Below are 22,091 nucleotides of genomic sequence, written 5' to 3'. Positions count from 1 at the left end.
CTTAGCCTCCAGTCTCGAAGCCGGGGTAGAGGGTCATGCCGCCGTCGACGTAGAGGGTCGCACCGGTGACGTAGTCGGATTCGTCGGAGGCGAGCCACACGGCGGCGCGGGCGATATCGTCCACCTCGCCGATGCGCTTGTAGGGCACGAGTTTCATCAGCTCGGCATAGGCTTCGGGCGTGCTCCACGCCTCCATGTTGATGGGCGTCCGCACCGCGCCAGGGCTGATCGCATTGACGCGAATGCGCCAGGGCGCGACTTCCTGGGCGATCGACTTCATCATCATCGCAACGCCGCCCTTGCTCGCGGCATAGTTCACATGGCCCGCCCAGGGGATCACGTCGTGCACCGACGAGATGCAGATGATCTTGCCGGCCGAGCAGGACACGTTGGGTTTCACGCCCACACGCCTGAAGATCCGCACCGCCTCGCGCGAACACAGGAACTGCCCGGTGAGATTGACTCCGATCACCGTGTTCCATTGAGCGAGCGTCATCTGATCGAACGGCGCGTCCTGCTGGAGGCCTGCGTTGTTGATCACGATGTCGACGCCACCAAACTCGGCCTCCATCCGCGCGAACATTTCGCGGACCTCGTCTTCGTTCGAGATATCCGCGCGATGCGCGTAGGCCCTGTTGCCGCCGCAGCTTTTGACGTCCTCGACGATGGCCTGCGCCTGGTCCTCGCCGCGAATATAGTTGACCACAACGTCGGCGCCGGCGTGACCGAGCCCGATGGCGATCCCGCGGCCAATGCCCGACGAGGCGCCCGTGACCAGCACCTTTTGGCTCAACAGTTTCCGATCGATGGGACAGGCCGGCATCACAACCGGCGGCAGGGTTTCATCCCTCAGTAGCCCAGGCGTTTTAGCGTCCATCGTTCACGCTCCTCTCATGTATCCTGCCGGCTAGTACGAGCGGTCGCGCCGTCCCGTTACATCGCCCAGGAAAAAGGGTCGCGCGATCCAGCTCGGAAGGGAAATGCCGGATGGCTCTCGTTTCGATGGTTTGCGGCTATCGACACGGACGGCATGTTCGCCGCGCTTGGCGCCGCCCTGTGCGGTCCTGCGACGGAGCCTCCCCTAAAGAGGCGACGACGCGGCTCCCTGCGCTCTCGCGCGGTCCGCAAGGATTGAGCGCCCTTAGCGTCGGGTCTGCACCAGCAAGATCGCGTGCCCGTCGGGGTCGCGAACCATCGCCGCGTACGTCCCGTCGCCCAGTTCCACCGCGTCGGGCGAAACAAAGGGCGCCCGCGCTTCCCTCAGCTTCGCGACCAGGCCGTCAAGATCGTCGACCGTGAACGCCAGTTCGACATGGGCAAGGTCGTTGGATTTAGTATCGACTGGCGCGGGCCGGCCGGTCGGCGGGGTGCGGTATTCGAGGAACTCCACGCCCGGCCCGGTTTCCGCCGGCGGACGCAGGCCCGTGATCTGGACGACGGCGCCGAATGTCCCGTCGAGGCTTTCCTGGGTCGAACCGCGGTTGACGGCCTTATAAGCGACGCCCATTCCCAGCAGTTTTTCGTAGAAGGCTTCGCTGCGTTCCGTATCGGCGACGCCGATCGCCGAATGGTCGATGCCAAGGAAGACCCTGTCGCCGCCCTCGGCCCAAACCCGTCGGCCCTGGCCACTGGGGAAATAGAGAAGCTCCAGAGGGTGGCCATCGGGATCGCGGAACTTGAATGCGCGCACGAAACCGTTTGCCGGCGGCAAGGTCACCGGCCCGCCACTGGAGATCGGCGTGAAGCCGACCCGCTGGAGCCGGGCGTAGGCCTTGTCCATGTCCGAGACGACGATCGCGAAATGCTGGAACCAGCGATCCGGGCTCGCGCTGTCCGCCGGATACGACTTTCCGGGCGCATCATATTTGACGAAAGTCACCTTCTCCCGCCCCAGGCGCATGGTCAGTGTTCTGGCCCGGCCATCGCGCAAACCGACAAGATGGGCGAATCCGTCGCCGGCCATCTCACCCCGTCCGACCGTCTCGAACCCCAACCCGTCCCGATAAAAGCCTTCGGCGCGGTCCAGGCTCGAAACGGTGAGCAGTATGCGCTCGATCTCGACGACGCCGGCCGCCAAGGCCATGGACCCAAGGGTCCACAGAATGGCCAGGGCGGTCCCGACCCGGAAAAGCGGGGACGTTGCGGTTTTGATTATCATTTCAGCGCCACCAGTCAAAAAAGACTTGGCGGGAGCCGGGGCGCCGAACAGAAACTTGATTCCGCGCCTCCCGACGAAGCAAGCGACAGCGCGTCCCGCCGAAGTCACTGCCGGCAGGATGCGGAATGCGGCCTTGCATTCCAAATATCTCCTGGCTCTGAATTTGATAGTCGACAGCTATCGTCGGCCCCGGGGTCCTCCGCCGATGAATTCCGGCGACATGGGCGGGCTAACTTCGGCCTATCGATTCGATACCTTGAACGGGCGCTGCAGGCGCCATAGCCTGCAGCCGAGACGAGCCGTCGCATTGCGGCGCACGCGGAGAGGATCGTGGCCGAAAAGTCATTCGCCGAGAAGCTTGAGGCGACCACAGAGGAAGCCCGGCGCATGGACGCGCCCCTCTCGGTGCGGCTGCGGGCGGTCGCCGACAAAGTGCGCGAGCTCAGTCCACCCTTCGCGGACATCGTTGACCGAATGGTGGCGCGGCTCGCGGAGAACGGCGTCGGTTTGGCGGCGCCACGCCCTGGCGAACCTATGCCGCATTTTCTCTTGCCCGACGAGGCGGGGCGTCTTGTCAGCCTGGCAAGCCTGCTGGAGAGGGGTCCGGTTGTCGTCTCCTTCAACCGAGGGCATTGGTGCCCCTATTGCCAATTGAACGTGGATGCGCTGGCGCGGGCGGGCGAGGAAATTCAGGCCCTTGGTGCGCAGATCGTTGCGATTTCGCCCGAAACCTCGGAGTGGGCGGCGCAGCTGAAGTCCTATGCGCAGGCGCCCTTCCATATTCTATCCGATCTCGACGGCGCCTATGCGCTTGAGCTGGGCTTGCTTTTTTGGGTGGGCGAAGAAAAGAAGCGCGCCATGGCGGGTGGTGGCTTCGATATTACGCTCTATCAAGCCAATGACACCTGGATGCTGCCCGTTCCTGCGACCTTCGTCATCGACTCTGACGGCGTCATTCTCGCGAGATATATCGATCCTGACTATCGCCGGCGGATGGAGGTCGAGGATCTGCTCGAGGCGCTCCGCTCCGACGCCAAGCGACGCGCGGATCAGGCCCGATAGGCGCTCCAGTCCGTCGCACGCAGCATCTTCAAGAGCGTGGTTGCGATCGGAGAACGCGGGCGTCCGGCGACGCCATAAACGGAGACCGGCCGCGCCAAGGCCGCGTCCTCGACCGACAGGCGGCGCAGCTTGCCCGGCAGGTCGGCGCTCGAGGGCACAAACGCGACACCAACGTTGGCCGAAAGCAGACCGACGACATCGACCTCGCTACTTGCCTCATGACGCTGCAATTTTTCAAGTCCGCGCTCCCTCAGTAGCGCCTCGACATCTTCGAGGCATTCGCAGTTCGGGCGGCGAATGATTGTTTCGCCTTTGAGCTCCTCTATCGTGATCCGCTCGCGATTGGCGTAACGATGGTTTTCGTTCACAGCGAGAACGAAAGATTCCGTGAACAAGGTCCAATGGTCGAACCGCTCCCAGTCGCCTTGCAGCGGACCCGCGACGCCGAGATCGGCGCCCCCCTTCCTGAGGGAGTCGGCGATTTCCGCAGGGGCGCCGCGGAAGAATTTTAGTTCCATGCCGGCGAAACTACGGGAAAGTTCCGTTAGCTGCGGCAGCAGAATCGTGATGTTGATCGATGAGGAAAGCGCAAGCTTGAGCGGCGTCACGGCGCCGCTCTTGATGGAGTTCGCCAGAGATTTCGCCGCAACGGCGCTGTCGAAACATTGTTGCACGAGCGGCGCCATCTTGACGCCTAGATCGGTGAGATGCGTCAGACCGCGCTCTCGCTTGAACAATTCGCCGCCGAGTTCCGCCTCCAGCGTCTGGATCGCGCGCGTGAGCGACGGCTGCGAAACGTTGCATTCCTCGGCCGCGCGCGTGAAGTTCAGCGTCCGCGAGACCGCAAGAAAGTAACGGATCTGGTGCATTTCCAAGGGGTCGCCTCCGCAAAGCGTTGGCCGGCGCTTCCGCGGCGCCGGGGTTCGGCGTGATGAATCACCTTTTCATATCGAGCGACGGTGTCATGCGACCATATCGGCCATTAGCGACCATAGCGGCAGAGCATCGATTCCAGAGAGAGGCGGCATTTCACAAGCGCATTTTCCGGCGGCATCCTAACGCTCGGTAACGCAAATGAGCAAGCCGAGATCGAGTCATGGAGCAATCGACGATTATCCGACAACGCCAACCTTCCGCGACTGTTTGCATGGGGCCAACGGCTTCGAAGGCCCGAAAGCAAAAACACCCGTCGACGGCCGTTTTGGCTTCGGACCCATCGCCGTCGCACCCTCGACTGCCGTCCCGCGCAAACTCGATGCGTCTCCGCCGCGAGGCGTTCGGCTGTCATCGGCAGCCGACCTGACGTTCTCGCGCCCTGACGCTTAGTCCCAGTGCGCCCACAACGAGCGCCAACCTGCAATTCGGAGCAAGCCATGTCTGCAAAAACCGCCATCACCTCGCTCGTCCTCGCCAGCGCCCTGTCGGGCGCGCTGGCGACGCTCGCCTCCGCCGGTCCGATGACCGACGGGGAAAAGGCCGCTGCGACGGCCGCCCGCAAGGAGAAGTGCTTCGGCGTCGCCCTGAAGGGACAGAACGATTGCGCCGCGGGGCCCGGCACGACCTGCCAGGGCACCTCGACCGTCGACTTCCAGGGCAACGCGTGGAAGTTCGTCCAGGCGGGCACCTGCACCGCGATCGAACTGCCGAACGGCAAGCACGGCGCTTTGGCGTCGAAGTAAACACCCGCAAGCGAGCGCCGGAAACGGGGACGACCATGATGAGAGACCTGACCGCAAGTTCGGAGCGGGAAGCCTGTCAGCCTCGCTTTCCTGCGCATGCCTTGGCGGGATTGGCGGGGACAAGCTTCAAGCCCCAACACCTGCAAGCGATCCTTGCGGGGCCCAGGCCCCGCGGCTTTTTCGAGATCCACGCCGAGAACTACATGGGGGCCGGCGGTCCACCGCACCGCGCGCTCGAAGCGATCCGCCGCGACCATGCCCTCTCGCTTCATGGCGTGTGCCTGTCGATCGGCGCGCCACAACCCCTCGACACAGCGCATCTGGCGCGTTTCGCCGACCTTGTCCTTCGCTACGAGCCCGCGCTCATTTCGGAGCATTTGTCCTGGTCGACCCACGAGACCGTCTATTTCAACGATCTGCTGCCGCTTCCCTTGACCGAGGCGACGCTGGCTTGGGTGTGCGAACACATTGACCAAGTGCAGGAGGCCATCCGCAGGCCGCTGCTCCTGGAGAATCCGTCGACCTATGTGCTGTTCCGGGAACAGACCATGCGCGAGACGGAATTCCTCCGCGCCGTCACACGCCGCACCGGCTGCGGCCTGCTGCTCGACGTCAACAACGTGTTCGTGTCGGCGACCAACCACGGCTTCTCGCCCCTCGAATATCTGGCCGATTATCCACTCGGGCTGGTCGGCGAAATCCATCTCGCCGGGCATGCCGAACAGAGCGACGACGAGGGCGGGCCTTTGCTCATCGACAGCCATGACCGTCCCGTCGCCGACGCGGTCTGGAGCCTGTTCGAGAGCGTCATCGCCCGTGTGGGGCCGATCCCGACGCTGATCGAATGGGACAGCGAGATCCCGGAATGGCCGCGTCTCGAAGCGGAAGTCGCCGCGGCTCAAAAGATCCTCGATCATGCCGCCTCCGTCGGAGGGCGCAGCCATGCGGCCTGACCCCTCCTTGCGAGAGCGCAAGGCGCCCGACATGGCCTATTCGGCCGTTTTCTCGGCCGGTCTGCTCGATCCCGACCGCGAGACGCCTTCGCACGTTTCGGGACCGGCGGGCAAGGCCGCGGCCAAGCGCTACAACGTCTACCGCAACAACGTCACGGTCAGTTTGATCGACGCGCTCGCGGCGGTCTATCCGGCTGTGCAGCGCATCACCGGGGTCGAGTTCTTTCGAGCGATGGCGCGCTTACATGTCCGTGAGACGCCGCCGACTTCGCCGCTGCTGTTCGAATACGGCCGGGATTTTCCTGCCTTCGTCGAGCGCTACGAATATGCCCAGGGCATGCCGTGGCTTTCGGATGCGGCGCGCATCGAGCGCGCCTGGCTCGACGCCTATCATGCCGCGGACGCTGCGCCGCTAACGGCGTCCGGCCTGGCGTCCGTTCCCGCCGAGCGTCTCGCGGACCTCGTATTGGCGCCCCATCCGGCGACCAGGCTTGTGCGCTCGCGTTTCGCGGCGGTGACGATTGTCGCCGCCAATCGCGCGGCCGGACCGGTCGAAAAGATCGACGCGAGCCAGGCCGAGGACGCCTTGATCACGCGGCCGGAATGCGACGTGGTCTTGCGCCGGCTCGCTCCGGGACAAGCCGAGTTCCTGTCGGCGCTGATCTCCGGGCGTCCGCTTGGCGAGGCCGCGGGCGCGGCGCTCGAGCATCATCCCGGGTTCAATGTCGGCGCGGGCATCGCGACTCTGATCGAGACCGGCGCATTTATTTCCGCAGGTGCTTCCGCAAGTATAGGAGACAACCCATGACCAACGTGTTGCAGCAGGCTTCCACGGGCGGGGTGCTGACCTCCGTCGCCCGGTTCGTGGACAGGGTCGAGGGCATCGTACGCGTCGTCGCGCTGCCCTCGCTCGCGCAGCTCATTCTGCGGTTCGCGCTGGCCGTGCCGTTCTGGAGGTCCGGTATTCTCAAATGGGACGGCTTCCTCCGGCTCAGCGACACGGCGGTCGCCCTGTTCACCGACGAGTTCATGCTGCATCTGCCGGGTGGGCCCTATCCGTTCCCGTTCCCGGCCGTGACGGCGTTGCTATCGGGCTGCGCCGAGATCACCTTCCCCGTCCTGCTGGTGCTCGGCCTTGCGACGCGTTTTGCCGCGCTCGGCCTCCTCTTCATGACTCTCATCGTCGAACTGACCGTCCCCGATGCATGGCCCGTGCACCTCACCTGGGCGGCGATGGCGCTCGCCATCATCGCTTGGGGACCGGGGCGCGTTTCGCTCGACTTCCTGATCCGGCGCGCGCTTGGACTGCCCGTTCCCTGAGACGGTCCAAAGGAAAAACGGCGGCCTCGCGGACGCGATTGTCGACGCGAACGAGGCTGCAGTCGCGGTCGAGCCGCCGGGCGCGCCGCCGGCGGGCCGAGACCGCTAACAGAGAGGCTGGTTGAGATGAATCGACGCTACGCCGCGCGATTGCGCGCTCTCCTGAACGCTGGAAGCGCCGCCAGCCTTGCCGCGCTGCCCGTTCTCGATCTTGTCGCCCGGCTCGGCGTCGGCAAGTCGTTCTTCGTGTCCGGTATGCTCAAGGCAGGTAACTGGCCCGTGGCTCTGGAACTCGCCCGTTTCGAATATCCCCTGCCGGGGATTGATCCTGCGACGGAGGCGGTCGCGGGCTTCCTGGTGGAGACCCTCGGCTCGATGCTTCTGATGGCGGGCTTCCTGACCCGGCCGGCGGCGGCGGCGATGCTGGTTCTGGCGCTGACTTCCCAGATTGCCTATCGCCAGGTCGACACGAACCTGTTCTGGATCGCGGTCCTCGGCTGGCAGGCCGTCAGGGGACCTGGCGCCATCTCGATCGATTCCGCGATTGCGGGCGGACTGCGCAACAGCGCGGCCCCCTTCGCCGAGTTGACGCTGCGGATTGGCGCCTGGTTGTCGCAGCGGCTCGGGCCGCTGTTCGACCTCGCACTGCGTCTCTGGCTGGCGGCGAGTCTCGCGGGCATTTCTCCTCCTGGCGTATTCGCGACGGAGACTTTGGCCTCGGCCCCGTCCGCTTTTCGGCTGACGGCGGCGCTCCTGCTTGCGGTCGGTTTCGCGACTCGGCCCGTCGCGGTCGTTCTCGGACTGTGGACGTTGGCGGCCTGGGTGTCGATGACCGCGGGCGCGTCGCCGTTCTACGCCGCGCTGATCTTCGCGCTTCTGGCCGGCGCGGGCGCCGGACCGCTGTCGCTCGACGCGGTTGTCCGCCGCTTCATCGAGCAAGCGGCGCGCCGGCCCGGTCCGCCGCCCCGGGTCGTGATCGTGGGGGCGGGGTTCGCCGGCGTGAGTTGCGTCCAGGGGCTTCGCGAGGAAGGCGCTGACATCACGCTGATCGATCGCAACAACTACCACCTGTTCCAACCCTTGCTTTACCAGGTTGCAACAGCCGGATTGTCGCCGGCGGACATCGCTGCCCCGGTGCGGTCGATGTTCCGCGACGATCCCGCGATCCGGGTGCTTCGGGGGACCGTCACCGGCGTCGATATCGAGGGGCGCACCGTGAAGGTGGACGGCCGCGACCTCGCCTACGACTATCTTGTCCTGGCGACCGGAGCCACGCACGGCTATTTCGGACGCGAGGATTGGCGGGAGCAAGCCCCGGGCCTCAAGCGTCTCGAGGACGCGGTGTCAATGCGCTCGCGCGTTCTCGACGCGTTCGAGCGCGCCGAGGCGTCGCCGGACCCGCAGGAGCGGCTCAAGCTGCTGACCTTCGTGATATGCGGTGGGGGACCGACCGGCGTGGAACTAGCCGGAGCGATCGCCGACCTGGCGCGCTTCGGCCTCGCCGACGAATTTCGAAAGATCGTTCCCGCTTCGGCGCGGGTCGTGCTGATCCAGGCGGCGCCGCGCCTCCTGCCGAGCTTTCCCGAGGAACTGTCGCGCGCCGCCTTTGATTCCCTTGCCCGCATGGGGGTCGAGGTGCGTTTGAACAGCCGCGTCGAGGACGTCGGAATGGACGCCGTCGTCGTCAACGGCGAACGGATCGAGACGGCGACGACGCTTTGGGCCGCGGGCGTGGTCGCGTCCCCGGCGGCGCGCTGGCTTGGACAGCCCGCCGACGCGTCAGGGCGCTTGAAGGTCGGACCGGACCTGACGGTTCCCGGACATTCGGAAATCTTCGCCATCGGCGATACGGCCTCCGCGATCGCATGGAACGGCGGGCCGGCGCCCGGCCTTGCGCCGGCGGCCAAGCAGTCGGGCGCCTATGTCGCGCGGGTCCTGAGCGCGCGTTTCGACAAGGCGGCAGCGCCGCCGCCGTTCCGCTACCGGCATTGGGGGAGCCTCGCAACGATCGGTCGAAAGAGCGCAGTGGTTGATCTTGGCTTCGTGAGGCTGAAGGGCGCCACGGCTTGGTGGTTCTGGGGCGCGGCCCATCTCTTTCTGCTGGCGGGGGCCCGCAACCGCGCTTCCGTGCTGCTCAGCTGGCTCTGGGCCTACGCGACCTATCGCGTCGGCGTGCAACTCATCACCGGGGTTGCAAAGAAAGAGGCCGTCTAGCCAGCCGCTTTAAGAATCGCTTTTTCAAACACTTTAAGATCGCACTCGACGAAGTCGATAGTCTGTTCATCCGACGTCCGGAATCGTGTTCGCGGACCGCGCTCTGATTACCTCCCTGCGGACAAGCCAGGAGCGCCCGTGGCGGTTTTTCGATAATATCGAGCGATCCAGAACTTTGCCGTCGAGACCGGGACGGCGGAACCAGCGATAGCCGAAGAAACCTGCGGCGGAGACGTCATTTTCGGCGACGAGAATCGCAAAGGTCGGATCCTGCCATTGGAAACCGGGAGGTGTTTCTCGATTTCCATGAACTGGCCGGTAACTTTTGCGCGGGGTCCTGCGTAATTGTGTTCGGGCGCAATTGCTCGTCGATTGCGCGGGTCAAGCCTGAAAGGCCGACGGCGAGATGCGCAAAGCGATTTGGCTTGTTTTGTTTCTCCTCGCCGCTTGCGCATCGGGACTCGTGGGTGTGATCGAATTTCCGGAGAAGGCGCGGCCCTTGCTCCCGGCCTCGGTCGCGGTGCTGTTGCCGCCGCCGCTGCCCGCGTCCAATCCGCCGAAGACCGTGCGCTGGCTCGATCAGAACTGGTCGGAGGCCGACCGTTTCTGGTCTCATCACGCCAGCCAGGGAACCGCCACCCTTCCCATTTCCTACGATTGGTTCCTGGCGCTGGAACAGCCGGGGCTTTCGCTGATCGCCGCGCCGGGCCTGTTGAGCGACGGCGCCTATCTCGCTCGGATCGGCTTCATCTCCAGCCCCAGAACGCTCGACGCCGGCAAGGAAGAGCTGATATCCTTCGGCTATGGGCAGGCTGGCGTCTCCCATCCGGTCGCGCCGACAACAAGCCTGCATTGGGCGCCAGCCGATAATCGCGACGGTCTGCCGGTCGGCTTTGCGCGCACCAAAGTCCCGTTCGACCCGCGCAATGGCCAGCCCTTGCCCGACCGCATCGGCCTGACCTGCGCCGCCTGCCATACCGGTCATATCGAATATCGAGGCGTGAGCCTGCGCTTCGATGGCGGCCCGGCCATGGTCAATTTCAATGCGCTGGAGCGCGCCGTCTCGCTGTCGCTGTTCTACACGCTGAAGGCGCCCGGGCGCTTTGAGCGTTTTTCCGATCGCGTGCTGGGAGCGCAGGCGACCAGCGAGCAGCGCGAAGATTTGCGTGCGACATTGCAGAAAACCTTCGACTCCATCGTGGTCGCGGCGCGCGACGCCTACGCACGGGAGGCGGCGACAGGACAAGAGCACACGCCGGAAAATTTCGGCCGCCTCGACGCGCTCAACCGCATCGGCAACCGGCTGTTCTATGAGGACCTCGGCGGCGGCGCGGCGCTGGCGCCCAATTTCCACGCCACCGACGCGCCGGTGCGCTTCCCCGCCCTGTGGAGCGCGCCCTGGTTTGCCCTGGCCGAATATGATTCCTCGATCGAACAGCCGCTGGTGCGCAATGTCGGCGAGGCCCTTGGCGTCGGTTCGCTGATCGACCTGGGCGGCGGCGCCGACGGTAAGACTCTTTTCACCTCCACCGTGGCGCTGGAAAATATCGTCTGGATCGAGGATCTCTACCGGGGCGGCGATTTTTTCTCGCCCGGGTCCGGAGGCCTGCGCGCTCCGAAATGGCCGGCGGCGCTGTTTCCCGACGATCCCGCCTGGAAAATCGATCCGGCCCGCGTTGAAAAAGGACGCGCGCTCTATGCCGAACTTTGCGCCGGCTGCCATCTCGGGCCCATCGACGATCCCGCCTTCGACAAGGCCTTTCCCGACAAGGCGCTCCGCCATTCCGACGCCTGGATGAAAAACGGAACGCTGAAACTGCCGCAAATACCGGTCTCCGAAGTCGGGACCGATCCGGCGCAGTCGCAGGTGCTCAGGAGCCGCAGGATCGAGGCGCCCCCGCGCTTTCGCCTCAATCCCCGCCGAGACCTTGGCGACGCCTGGAATTGCGGAACTTCCCTTCCCGACGTCTCCGAAAAATCCCTGCCCTTCGGCCTCGCCCTGATGGCTACGGTCGATCGGATCGCGCGCAAAAGCATGGAGGATCGCGGCCTGACCGAGGACGACCGCAAGGCGGTTTTCGGCCCGCGCGCCAACTGCCCCAATGCGGAACCGCAGGCGGTCTATCGCGCGCGGCCGCTCGACGGCGTCTGGGCCATGGCGCCTTTTCTGCACAATGGCTCCGTTCCCTCGCTTTACTGGCTGTTGCGGCCCGCCGGAGAAAGGCCCCGAAAATTCTGTCTAGGCGCGCGCGACTACGATCCGCGCCGCGTCGGCTATCCCGCCGATCCCGTCTGCGCGCCCGGCGAAACCCTGTTCGAGGAAACCGACTCCGCCGGCCGGAGCCTCAAGGGCAACAGCGCCGCCGGACATTCCTTCGAGGGCGACGGCGCGAGCCGCCCCGGCGTGGTTGGACGGGCGCTCGGCGACGACGAACGCGATGCGTTGATCGACTATCTCAAGACGCTCTGATTTCAAGGAAATTTCCATGCGCAAACGCGTCGCATTGCCCCTTCTTCTCGGCCTGATCGCCGGAGCCGGTTTTCTGGCCGAAAGATTTTCGCGCGAAAATTCCTTGCCCGAGGATCGGGAGGTCGCCGAAATCGTGGACCGCGCCCACGCCCTGCTCGCCGCATCCTATCCGGATTCGGTGAAGGCGCTGCGCGGCGCCCATCCCAAGGCGTCCGGCTGCGTCAAGGCGGTCTTCACCGTCGATCCCGATCTGCCCGACGCATGGCGGGTTGGAAGCTTTGCCAATCCGGGTCAAAAATACAGGGCGTGGATTCGTTTCTCGAACAGCGCGTTCACGCCGGGGCCGGACAGGAATCCCAATGGTCGCGGCATGGCGCTCAAGCTGATCGACGCGGCTCCCGACCCTGCAGCGACTCCGCGAAAAAATCCGCCGCACGATCTGCTGTTCATCAATTTCCCGGCCTATTTCCTGGCCGACGCCCATGAATTCCTGGCCTTCGTCCGCGCCGGCGGCTTGCAGGGCGACGAGGAGCACGCGCTCAACTATTTCTTTCCCGGCCATAATCCCTTTGGCTGGCGGCTGCGCGAGATGGCCATCCTCTATCGCAACGCGGCGCGCGAGATTTCGTCGCCGCTGCGGACGGACTACTGGTCGATGACGCCCTATCGATTCGGGCCCGACCGCGCCATCAAATATGCCGTGCGGCCTTGCGCGCCGGGCGCGACGCCGGCGCCCGACAAAGCCGATCCCGATTATCTGCGCGCCGCGCTGAAAGGCGAGCTGAAAACAGCGCCGGCCTGCATGGAGCTTTTCGCACAATTGCGGGTCGGCGACATGCCGCTCGACGATGCGAGCCGCGAATGGTCGCGGGAACTGTCCCCCCTGCGGCGGCTCGGTCGCATCGACATTCCACCGCAAGATATTTCCGCGCCCGGTCGCGACGAGGCCTGCGATAACCTGAGCTTCAATCCAGTCAATGCGCCGCCCGAACTTGCCCCGCTCGGCGGCGTCAATCGTGTTCGAACGAAACTTTATCAGGCGAGCGCCGCTTATCGCCTTGGCCACAACGGCGCGGCCGCGACGGACCCCGAGAAAGCATGGGATGATTTTTGATCGGGAAAGTCTGTAATGCGAGCGGCCGGCGCATGACGGTTTTTGTCGAATTCGCGGCTCAAATTAGCGACGGCCGAACTTCCAAGGATGGCGCCGGGCGGGGGCGTTCGAGGCAATGACTCTTCGTCCGCTCAAGGAAGCTCGATAGCATCCGGGAGCAGCTTCCGGTTACCCGGGACCAAGGCTCGCGCCGCCGTCCACGAATAGGGTCTGCCCTGTCACAAAACTGGCCCCATCGGAAACAAGAAAGGCGATCATGGGGGCGATTTCCGCTGGCGCGCCGAGCCGGTTCATTGGGACCTGCGCGAGATAGCGAGCTTCGCCGTCGCTGCCCGCGGGGTTGTCGCCGCGGAACAATTCGGTCTCGGTCGGGCCCGCGCGACTGCATTGGCGGTGATGCCATATCCCACCTGCTCGATCGCGCAATCGTCCGCGTCATGCTTTCCAGCGCGGCTTTGGACGCAGCGTAGAGCTGGCGCGCAGCGGCAACCCGCGCGTCACCAGGCTGGTGACATTGACGATCCGGCCGAACCGCGCCGTCTGCATGGCTGGCAGGAGCGCTTGGGTGAGTTGCAGCGCGGGCCGCAGATTGAACGCCATCAGGTCGAGAAACGCGGCAGGGTCGACGCTGCCAAAAGCTTCCGCGCGAGCGGCGCCGGCATTGTTGACGATACCGAGCACATCGCCTCGCGTCGACAGCCGTTCGGTGAGCGATTGCGTCGCAACCGGATCGCTCAGGTCGGCGGCAATGAACTCGCCCGGAAAATCGGCGGGCGCGGAGCGGGCAATGCCGATTACGCGCCAGCCGCTGGCGGCAAGCGCTTCGGCGGCGCGCGACTCTGCGTGAACTCGCGCCCGCCGACGATCCGGTGACGCGCACCTTCACCGCCCGCTTCTCCCGTCCGGACGCCGACGAAAAGGCGGCGCTGGGCATGAGCGGCACATTGAAGATTGCGCCACGGCAAAGCGATCCAATTGACCGCGTTCCCCATTCCCCTCTCGGCAGTGTTCGATCATGGACAGCGTCGACCCCGGAACAAAGCGATGCTTTTGCTCGAGATGATGGTAGCATTGCCCGGATGCCGCCGCGTTTGCCTTCATTTTTAGGCCCCGGCTCTCATGGCGCCCCTCTGGGGGGGTCTGCTTTGAAACGCTTAAAATGGCTCCACGCCGATTTTGGAAATTTCGTTGTTGAAACCTCAACGGATTATTGTTTTTCAAATGCTGAGTCCCCAATGGGTCTGCACCGGAATTCAAGTGCTTAGCGAACGCCTGCTTTTTTTCGATCATGACCTGGCTTCCGAGGGAACGGCAATGTCTGTTGATGGCGTGCGCCGAGCTGCCGACCGGCCGTCAGTTTGAGCGGCCGCTATTTGCGGTTGGGAGCTTCCGCGCCGCTTGGGCGTTGTGTCTCAAGCCCGCGGAGAGCTGGGAGCGGGAGAGGGCTGGTCGGATAGGGAGTTACATCCATGTCCAAGAAACTCATCCAGCCAAAGGACCATCGGCAAGCGCCCTGGAATAAGGGACGCCTCGTTGGTCGGAAGCGCGCCCTCAAGCCGAAAGAGGTATGGAATATCCGGGCCCGGCTTCAAATCGAGGCGCGCAAGCTCGAGCTCGCGATATTTCAACCTGGCGATCGAAAGCAAATTGAGGGGGTGCGACCTCGTCCGGAACCCGGTTCTTGGAAAAGTGTTCAAAAACAATCATCCAGAATTCTTGTCCGATTCGATCCGATCTGAAAGGGCTCTTGGAACTCGATCCATTTTTTAAACCGTGCAAAGATTTCAGGAGCCAATCAGAATGATCGGCGGTCTGAGCCGCTGCGCCAAAAAATGTTCGGGGGGCTGAAAATGATCGGAAGGCTTGCGCGATATTCCTGGACGATGCCGGCGTTGGCGATCCTTTTGAACACATCCGCCGCAGCCCAAAAGGCAAAGCCCGCCGATGACGACCTGCCGGTGTCGACAACCGGCTTCCCGATGGAAGCCCTCTGGGAATATGCCCCCGATGCGCCGGACGGCCGGCTGACGAAGACCGGGCCCTATTACGTTTCGCGCTGGGGCGGCATCGTCTTGCGCGGCAGGCCCGATGGCGATCGCATCGTCACGGCGCTCAACATCGTGCAATGCGGCCCCGGCAAGAATCCGGCGACGCGGGTCACCATGCTCGGGGTCCCGCCGAAAAACCTCTGCGACAGCATCCATGCGGTAAAACCCGGCACGAGCGAGGGCAGCACCGCCTTCGATTTGACTCTCCTCGGACTATCCACCGGCTGGACGGTGGTCGATTTTATGCAAAACGTTCACAACAACTCCTTTCGCGGAGGCTTGCCGCCAATCAACAGTTCTGCGAAGGCGTCCTGGGGCGTCACCAAACTTGGCGCCGTATTTCACGACGAAAACGGCAAGCGTGTTTTCTTTGCGCCGGGTGAAACCGTAAAAGCATCGGACCGGGTGAGTTTCGAGGTCAAGCCGGTCATGGATGAAGCCGAGTTGCAAGCCATCGTCGCGGCGGCGGCGCTGAGTAAATGGAAGGCGCCATGACCGTTTTTGACTGCCTTTTCGGATGAGCTTGCCAACAAGCCTGACGGATGCAGGCCGAAACCCATAAACCCGATCGAGGTCCCATGCAGCGGCCGATACTCGTTCTCATGACGATACTGGGTTTCATCGCGCCGGCTTTTGCCGGGCCGCGCGACGCAATGCTGGCCGCCTATGGTCAAGGCAAATATGCGGAAGCCTTCGCTCTCGCAAAACCCCTCGCCGAAAACGACGACGAGATTGCCCAATACGTGCTTGGAACCACGCTCCATAAAGGGCTTGAAGTTCCAAAAAACAACGAGGAAGCCGCGATCTGGCTGAGGAAATCGGCGCAGAAGGGCAATGTCGCCGCGCAACAGGAGCTTGGCGCCCTGCTGGCCTTTGAAATGAAGCAAAGCGCCGAAGGTCGAAAATGGCTCGAACAGGCTGTTGCGGCGGAGCACCCTCGCGCCTTCCGGGATCTTGGCTGGCTGACCGAAAGCGAAAGGCCCGATGCGGCTGGCCTTTCGGCGGCGGCGGAACTTTATCGCAAAGGCGCCGAACGCGCGGACGGGGCGGCGCAGTCGCTCTACGCCAATGCGCTGCTCTATGGCAGAGGCGTGGCCAAAGACGAAAAAGCTGCGGCAAGTCAATATTGCACCCTGTCGCGGCCATCCGACCAAATCCAATGCGCCCAGCTTGCGATGAAGGGCGCATTGCCGGGCTTGGGCCCCGCGGACGCGGTCCGCATCCTCAAGACCCTGGCCGACCAGGGCGATAGGGCGGCGCAAATCCGGCTTGCGGAAAATGTTCTCGAAGGGCCTGCTTCCATACGCGATGTCGCCGAGGGGGTCCGCCTGCTCAAACTTGCGGCGGACAAAGGAGACGCGGCCGCCTATTTCGACCTGGGCTGGCTCGCGTCAGTTGGAACGGGAATGGACAAGAACAGGCAGGCCGCGTTCGACTGGTACCGGAAATCCGCCGAGGCCGGCCATTTCATGGCCTATGGCCGGATGGGAAAACTTCTGGACGAGGGGATAAATGGCAACCCGAACCCGGAGGAAGCCGTGAAGATGTTTCGGCTGGGCGCGGAGCGCAACGATCCTTACGCGCGGGAGCGGCTTGCCGGGCATCTCAATGACGGCATTGGCGTCGCCGCGGACAAACCGGCCGCCGCGAAACTGTTTTGCGGAATCGACTCGGCATTTTCGAACTACTTCTGCGCGCTGCTGAGCCTGGATGGTTTTGCGACCGAAAAGGATAAGTCGGCTGCGATCAGGCTGATGCAAAAGGCGGCCGAGGGCGGCGAAGCCAGAGCGCAGGCCCAACTCGGATATTATTTTCTCAACGGTAAATACGTCGAAAAGAATATTCCGGAGGCTGTGCGGCTGACAAAAGTCGCGGCCGCCGGCGGATCGGCAACGGCTTACTTCAATCTCGGTTACATCTACGAAAATGGCGTGACCGTCGAGCCGGATCGCGCCAAAGCCGTCGAATGGTACAAAAAGGCGGCGGATGCCGGCTATGTTCGGGCATTTGAATCGCTCGGCAGACTTTCCAAAGTCGGCGCCGGGGGCTTGAATGCCGAGGCTGCGGTCGAATATTTCAAAAAGGGCGCCGCGCTCGGCGACGAGGAAGCCGCATTTCAACTCGCCTATGCGATGCGTTATGGCAACGGAACCGCCAGGAACGAACTTGGCGCTTCGGATATATTTTGCCGTCAGACCAGTGTGGGCGCCCGTTACCACTGCGCGCTTCTGATCATCGACGGCAAGGCCCGCGAGAAGGACAAGCGTAACGGATTTTCTTTGCTGAACCGGCTTGCGCTGGTCGACGGCGACTCTGCCGCGCAGATTCAACTGGCCTATTATTTTCTAAATGGCATCATTCTCAAGAAAGATATTAAGGAGGGGATGCGGCTGATGGAAATGAGTATCGATCAGGACAACGGATATGCTTTATTCATTAAAGGACAAATGTTCGAAAAAGGTTATGGCGTTAAACAAAATCTTGACGAAGCGTTCCGCTGGTATCAGCTTTCCGCTCAAAAAAACGATTTGGACGGTCTGGTCACCTTGGGAAAATTCTATGAAAAAGGGGTCGTCGGCGAGGCCAGTCGAATGGAAGCCCTGAAACTCTATCGCCGAGCCGCCGAGAACGGCAGCGCGGAAGGCAAAGGGCTTGCCGAGCGGCTTTCGAAACCCGATGCCAGCACGATCATCGATGGCCGCCCGCCCCACTGACACAAGACGCCGTTTCCGCGAGCCGAACGCGCAAAATTGGACAGGTGTGTGGACTCTGGAGCCCCCTCCAATCCAATTGAATTGGATCGGAGCATCGGATCGGGGCCCCATTTTCCTTTTTTTTTGCGCATTTATTCGCTAACGCGGACTTATCGGTTCACGCGAACCCGGTTCCACGTCACTCGAAAACGCTCTAATCAAATTGAATATAGCCCGAGTGAGGTGACACATTAACCGGTGCGCATTACAATAATTCTGTTCTTGTAATGGCGGAGCATAAATGTGGCATTATTTCCGAAGGCGACTGCAAAACCACCTTCGCTGCTATGGGCGACCGCAATTGCGACGGTGATTGTCGTCATTTTCATCGCTGTTTTGACGGCGACCCTGCCATTCGGACGCGGGGCGGCGGCTTTGATGCTCGATCACCAGCCCTACAGCGTCTTTCCCTACCCTTTCACCATTCAAAACATCACCTACCTGATCATGGGCGCGGGCCTCGCCGACCTTTACGTCCGCTGGCGCGTGGCGCGACGCGAAGTCGCCTTCCTGCGGCAGGGCTTCCTCCCCGAAGATGCGACCAGCGTGTTGCAACTCGAGGACCTTGGGCCGATCCGCCAAAAGGTGACGGATCTCTATGACGGCGAGAACGGGTTTCTGCCTTACCTGATCGATATTTCCATCATTCAGCTCCAGACCAGCCGCTCCGTCGATCAGGCGGTGTCGATCCTCGTCAACAGTCTCGACCTGATGATGCATCGGGTCGACATGCGCTACCAGATGGTGCGCTACATAACCTGGCTCATTCCGACCATCGGCTTCATCGGCACGATCATCGGCATCGCCGTCGCGCTCGAATTCATCAATCCGCAAAAGATCGACCTCGCGAAAGTGACGGGCGGTCTCTCCGTTTCGTTCTACACCACGCTGGTCGCGCTGCTGGTCAGCGTCATCCTGGTTTTCGTGCAGCAGGCGGTCCAGAAGGTCGAGGAAATCGCCCTCAACGAGGCCGGCCAGTACTGCCTCAAGAACCTCATCAACCGAATCTATATTCCTCATGCCGCAACCGCCGGAACGGCGCCATGAGGCGACGTCACCGCGAGACCAGCGGCGGCGAAGTGGCGATGATGGCGGTCATCACCAAGGCCATGGGCGCCTTCCTCGTTTTGATGATCATGCTGCTGCCCTATTACACCGGCGATACCCAAAGCCAGCAGACGGTGGACGACACCGGCCGCAGGATCGACGAAGCCAAGGCCGGGCTCGACGGCGCGGTGGACCGCCTGAAGAAGGGCCGGCTGACCGACGCCGAGATCGACGACATTCTCAATCGCCTCCAGCAGGCGCATGACGAATTGACCGAGGCGCAAGGCCTGATCCGGCAATTGCGGATCAAGGTCGATCAGGCGGCGTCGCAGATCAACCGGCTCGAACAGCAGAATGCGGCGCTGCTGGCGCAGGTGACCGCGCTTCAGACTCAGGCGGCGCAGCTTCAGGCCGAAATTGAAAAGCTGAAGCAGGAAATCGCCCGGCTGCGGGCCATCGACACCGAGGCCTTGCAGGCGCGGATTCGGGAACTTGAAGCCGAAATCGCGCGTCTTAAAATAGCCATTGCGGAGGTCGAACGCCTCAAGAGCGAGAATGCCGCGCAAGCCGCCGAAATCGAGAAGCTCAAGAACGAGAACGAAGTGTTGCGCGTGCTCGCCGCCTTCCCGGATATATTTCTGTCGTCGAAATGCAGCGATCCGTATTTAATCCCCGATCTCGCTGAAAACCCGGTCGGCATCAAGGGTTTCAAATCGGTCGAACAGTTTATTCCGACTATCATGCCGTGGCGGGATGTTACGCTGGACACCAATTCTACCAAGCGGATCGCCGGCGACAGCTTCAATAGCTGGACGACCTATGTCACTCTGAGCTTCGAGGAAGGCCAAGAGTATCAATATGATTTTTTCATCCGCACCAGGATGCAAAACAGGAAGGGAGCCGAGATTGCGGACCGGGATTACGAAGATTGGGAAAAGGGGAGCGCCAAGGATGCGGATGGCTCCGTCAAATCCAGCCGCACTCATTCATATTGCCACGTCAACATGTTTATCAGGTGGAGAGGAAATGTCACGAATGTCAAAAGCTTCACGTTGGGTCCGGTTGAACCCGTCGTTTATGCCGGGCGCGTGAAGTTCTTGAAAAACGGGACAATCGAGTTGCTGCCGACAGACCCGAGCATCCAGGAGGCGATAACGGCGGAGGTTTGCAACCGATATACCTCCTTTTGCGCGCTCGCCAGGCAACATGCCCGATTGCGGAAATTTAATGGAAACCCTTGGGAATACGAAGAAGTTGACCCAAGCATATTTGCTGGCCCCCCGCCGAAGCCAAAACCGAGGCTTGACGATCCGCAGCCGACGCAGAAACGGGAGCCTGACAATCCGCAGTCGGCGCCTCAACCAAGGCCTGACGGTCCTCCACCGCCGCCGCCTAAGCCGAAATTGTAACCACGCCGCCCCGCTTTACGCTTCGCCACCGCGCCAGATTTTCCCTTTAGCCAGATGCGCGACGGCGAGCCGCAATGAAATGGACGCCGGTTCCGTCCGCCCCGACTGTCGATGACGTAAGGAACGCACCCCTTTGGCCACCCGTCTCATTCGCTGCCTCAACGGCCATGTCTTCGACGCTTCGGCAACAACAGCCTGCCCAACATGCGGCTGGACGGAACCGGCCTCCGCGACCCCCGGATCGACGGAAAACAGCGGCGGCGAATCGCGGAAGCGATCGGGCGGCGAAGAAATCGACAACAGCCGACGGATGCTTGTGATCGGCGGCGGCGCCGTCGCCGCCGGACTTGGCGCCGGCGCCTATTTTTTCTTAGCCAACAGGCATGCCACTCCGGACCCGGACCCCGAGCCGGCGGTGCGCAAACCGCCCGCCGCCGAAAAGCCGCCAGTTACCGAAAAGCCGCCGGCGGAACCCTTGCAACAAGCCAGCAAAGCGCCGGGCGCCCTTCCCAATTTTCTCGAATTGCCGCCTGTCGAGCAGACCGCGCAAATGGCGGCGGCGCGGGAACTCGGCCTGTCGCCCCTCGCGACGGAAACGGCATTGGTCACCCGCGTTGTCCGTCTGGCTCAGTTCAAGCCGACAGAGGTCCGATACAAACAGCTCCTGATCCCCCTGGTGAAATTGGACCGTCCGATGGCTCTCAATGAAGCGGGAACGGCCCTTCAATTCGGCTATGCGGTAAACAAGGACGCGAAATTGGCGTTCGACTACCTCACCCGCGCCGCAAGCCAGGGCGTCGTCCGGGCGCGCGCCGGCATCGCGGAGATGTTGCTCGCCGGCAATCCAAAGCCGCGCGATCCGGATGGGGCGGCGGAAATCCTGACTCTGGCGGCGAAAGCCGATGGTCCCGGCGCCGGGCAGGCGCTGACGTTTCTGAAAGTCCTGAAGCGGTCTCTGGACGGCGCAGGCCCCGGTTCCGCCGAGCTTTTCGCAGCCGCCGCGCAGAAAAACTGGGATCTGAACATAAAAATTGCCCGCGCGCTGGCGGATCGGAACATTGATTCCGGGCTTAATGCGCTCGGCGAACGCTATTGGAATGGCGAAGGCGTCCCACAGGATCGCGCCGCCGCGATCGAATTCTGGCGCAAGGCGACGGCGATCGGCTATTCCCCCGCGAGCTACAATCTTTCCCTCGCCGCGAAAGCGCCCCCGACAGGCTCGCCAAATCTGGTCGAGAGCCTTGTCTGGCTGCTGATTGCGGCGATACAAACGGAAGATCGGGCCCGCAGGATTTGGTTCACGGACCGCCTCACCGAGCAAGCGGGATTGTTCGACCAATCGCAATGGTCGGCGATCCGTACCCTGTTCGCGGAAATCGAGATTCCGGGGTCGAAATCTCGCTGACATTGAGTTCCGAAAGTTATGATGCGGAGGAAGCCGGGAACGGTAGACAATGCAGAGCTCCCCGTCACTCTTGGCGACGCCGACCTCCCATGCAAGCACGTTGCGGGACGGCGACGCTCCCGAATAGAGCACGCCGTTGAGATGATAGAATTCGTGCTGAAAGACCCTCACGTGAGACCCGCTATACTAAGGATCGAAGCGCCAATGAACGAGGTGTTGAAGTTCCTGCTCCGGCCGCTGGTCCATATTTTCGGTACTTCGAGTAGGGCCGCCGCTCCCGACCCCACGGCTGTAATTACCCACCCCCATTTTTAGGCGCGGTTTTTTGCGACTCAGGCCAGGGTGCCGAGGATCGTCTGGAATGGGTTTGCGCCCTTGAGCCTTGCGGTGTCGACGGCCGTGCGCACGTCCGCCTCGGCCTGTGCGGCCCACATGGCGCGATAGCCATTCGTGACTTTG

Annotated in this window: 18 protein-coding genes and 2 pseudogenes; 16 read left to right on the top strand and 4 right to left on the bottom strand. The window is 62.8% G+C overall.

Annotation, left to right across the window (positions count from 1 at the left end):
• Nucleotide 1: 1 nt before the first annotated feature.
• Both QZY01_RS04545 and QZY01_RS04540 read right to left on the bottom strand, forming a co-directional pair.
• Nucleotides 2–877, bottom strand: a complete 876-nt coding sequence (locus QZY01_RS04545) for an SDR family oxidoreductase (RefSeq protein WP_294533904.1) — start codon at nt 875–877, stop codon at nt 2–4.
• Between the two features lie 264 nt (nt 878–1,141).
• The gene (locus tag QZY01_RS04540) at nt 1,142–2,083 is read right to left on the bottom strand and encodes a VOC family protein (protein ID WP_294533901.1); all 942 of its coding nucleotides are present in this window, start codon (nt 2,081–2,083) and stop codon (nt 1,142–1,144) included.
• Nucleotides 2,084–2,488: 405 nt separating this feature from the next.
• Here QZY01_RS04540 and QZY01_RS04535 point away from each other — a divergent pair, with 405 nt between their 5' ends.
• Complete coding sequence (locus QZY01_RS04535) at nt 2,489–3,220, top strand: redoxin domain-containing protein (protein WP_294533899.1); 732 nt, start codon at nt 2,489–2,491, stop codon at nt 3,218–3,220.
• On the opposite strand, the gene QZY01_RS04530 is transcribed toward QZY01_RS04535, so the two are convergent.
• Nucleotides 3,208–4,089, bottom strand: coding sequence for a LysR family transcriptional regulator (locus QZY01_RS04530; protein ID WP_294533896.1), 882 nt, complete (start codon nt 4,087–4,089; stop codon nt 3,208–3,210). The genes QZY01_RS04535 and QZY01_RS04530 overlap by 13 nt on opposite strands.
• 504 nt (nt 4,090–4,593) lie before the next feature.
• Here QZY01_RS04530 and QZY01_RS04525 point away from each other — a divergent pair.
• The 7 genes from QZY01_RS04525 to QZY01_RS04495 all read left to right on the top strand — a co-directional run bounded on the left by QZY01_RS04525 (nt 4,594) and on the right by QZY01_RS04495 (nt 12,970).
• Nucleotides 4,594–4,899, top strand: coding sequence for a DUF2282 domain-containing protein (locus QZY01_RS04525; protein ID WP_294533895.1), 306 nt, complete (start codon nt 4,594–4,596; stop codon nt 4,897–4,899).
• Nucleotides 4,900–4,937: 38 nt separating this feature from the next.
• Complete coding sequence (locus QZY01_RS04520) at nt 4,938–5,852, top strand: DUF692 domain-containing protein (protein ID WP_294533920.1); 915 nt, start codon at nt 4,938–4,940, stop codon at nt 5,850–5,852.
• The gene (locus QZY01_RS04515; RefSeq protein WP_294533893.1) at nt 5,842–6,660 is read left to right on the top strand and encodes a DNA-binding domain-containing protein; all 819 of its coding nucleotides are present in this window, start codon (nt 5,842–5,844) and stop codon (nt 6,658–6,660) included. Before QZY01_RS04520 ends, QZY01_RS04515 begins: the two co-directional genes overlap by 11 nt.
• On the top strand, nt 6,657–7,172 hold the full coding sequence (locus tag QZY01_RS04510) for a DoxX family protein (RefSeq protein ID WP_294533890.1): 516 nt from the start codon (nt 6,657–6,659) through the stop codon (nt 7,170–7,172). Before QZY01_RS04515 ends, QZY01_RS04510 begins: the two co-directional genes overlap by 4 nt.
• Nucleotides 7,173–7,298: 126 nt before the next feature.
• A complete protein-coding gene (locus tag QZY01_RS04505; protein WP_294533887.1) occupies nt 7,299–9,386 on the top strand; it encodes an FAD-dependent oxidoreductase in 2,088 nt (695 codons plus the stop codon).
• A 469-nt stretch (nt 9,387–9,855) separates the two neighbouring features.
• Nucleotides 9,856–11,856, top strand: coding sequence for a di-heme-cytochrome C peroxidase (locus tag QZY01_RS04500; RefSeq protein WP_294533886.1), 2,001 nt, complete (start codon nt 9,856–9,858; stop codon nt 11,854–11,856).
• A gap of 16 nt (nt 11,857–11,872) precedes the next feature.
• Complete coding sequence (locus tag QZY01_RS04495) at nt 11,873–12,970, top strand: catalase (protein WP_294533883.1); 1,098 nt, start codon at nt 11,873–11,875, stop codon at nt 12,968–12,970.
• Between the two features lie 168 nt (nt 12,971–13,138).
• Here QZY01_RS04495 and QZY01_RS04490 read toward each other — a convergent pair.
• Nucleotides 13,139–13,759: pseudogene (locus QZY01_RS04490) on the bottom strand (SDR family oxidoreductase).
• On the opposite strand from QZY01_RS04490, the gene QZY01_RS04485 reads away from it, so the two are divergent.
• From QZY01_RS04485 to QZY01_RS04450, 8 genes and pseudogenes are all read left to right on the top strand, one after another.
• Nucleotides 13,685–13,843, top strand: coding sequence for a hypothetical protein (locus QZY01_RS04485; RefSeq protein ID WP_294533881.1), 159 nt, complete (start codon nt 13,685–13,687; stop codon nt 13,841–13,843). The pseudogene QZY01_RS04490 and the gene QZY01_RS04485 overlap by 75 nt on opposite strands.
• Entirely contained in the window at nt 13,840–14,235 is a 396-nt protein-coding gene (locus QZY01_RS04480) for a hypothetical protein (RefSeq protein WP_294533880.1), read from the top strand. Before QZY01_RS04485 ends, QZY01_RS04480 begins: the two co-directional genes overlap by 4 nt.
• A gap of 204 nt (nt 14,236–14,439) precedes the next feature.
• Nucleotides 14,440–14,641, top strand: a pseudogene (locus QZY01_RS04475) (integrase); the annotation flags it as partial.
• Nucleotides 14,642–14,874: 233 nt separating this feature from the next.
• The gene (locus QZY01_RS04470) at nt 14,875–15,513 is read left to right on the top strand and encodes a hypothetical protein (protein WP_294533878.1); all 639 of its coding nucleotides are present in this window, start codon (nt 14,875–14,877) and stop codon (nt 15,511–15,513) included.
• A gap of 596 nt (nt 15,514–16,109) precedes the next feature.
• Nucleotides 16,110–17,732, top strand: a complete 1,623-nt coding sequence (locus tag QZY01_RS04465) for a tetratricopeptide repeat protein (protein WP_294533875.1) — start codon at nt 16,110–16,112, stop codon at nt 17,730–17,732.
• 282 nt (nt 17,733–18,014) lie between these two features.
• A complete protein-coding gene (locus tag QZY01_RS04460; protein ID WP_294533872.1) occupies nt 18,015–18,818 on the top strand; it encodes a MotA/TolQ/ExbB proton channel family protein in 804 nt (267 codons plus the stop codon).
• Nucleotides 18,815–20,227 (top strand): hypothetical protein, encoded by a 1,413-nt coding sequence (locus QZY01_RS04455; protein ID WP_294533870.1) that lies wholly within the window; start codon nt 18,815–18,817, stop codon nt 20,225–20,227. The genes QZY01_RS04460 and QZY01_RS04455 overlap by 4 nt, the downstream gene beginning before the upstream one ends.
• 133 nt (nt 20,228–20,360) lie before the next feature.
• Nucleotides 20,361–21,632 carry a tetratricopeptide repeat protein gene (locus tag QZY01_RS04450; RefSeq protein WP_294533868.1) on the top strand — a complete coding sequence of 424 codons (1,272 nt, stop codon included), beginning with the start codon at nt 20,361–20,363 and terminating at the stop codon, nt 21,630–21,632.
• Nucleotides 21,633–22,091: the final 459 nt, after the last annotated feature.

It is taken from the genome of uncultured Rhodoblastus sp. (assembly GCF_903903185.1).
Taxonomy (GTDB): domain Bacteria; phylum Pseudomonadota; class Alphaproteobacteria; order Rhizobiales; family Beijerinckiaceae; genus Rhodoblastus.
This window is presented reverse-complemented; position numbering and strand designations above follow the sequence as displayed.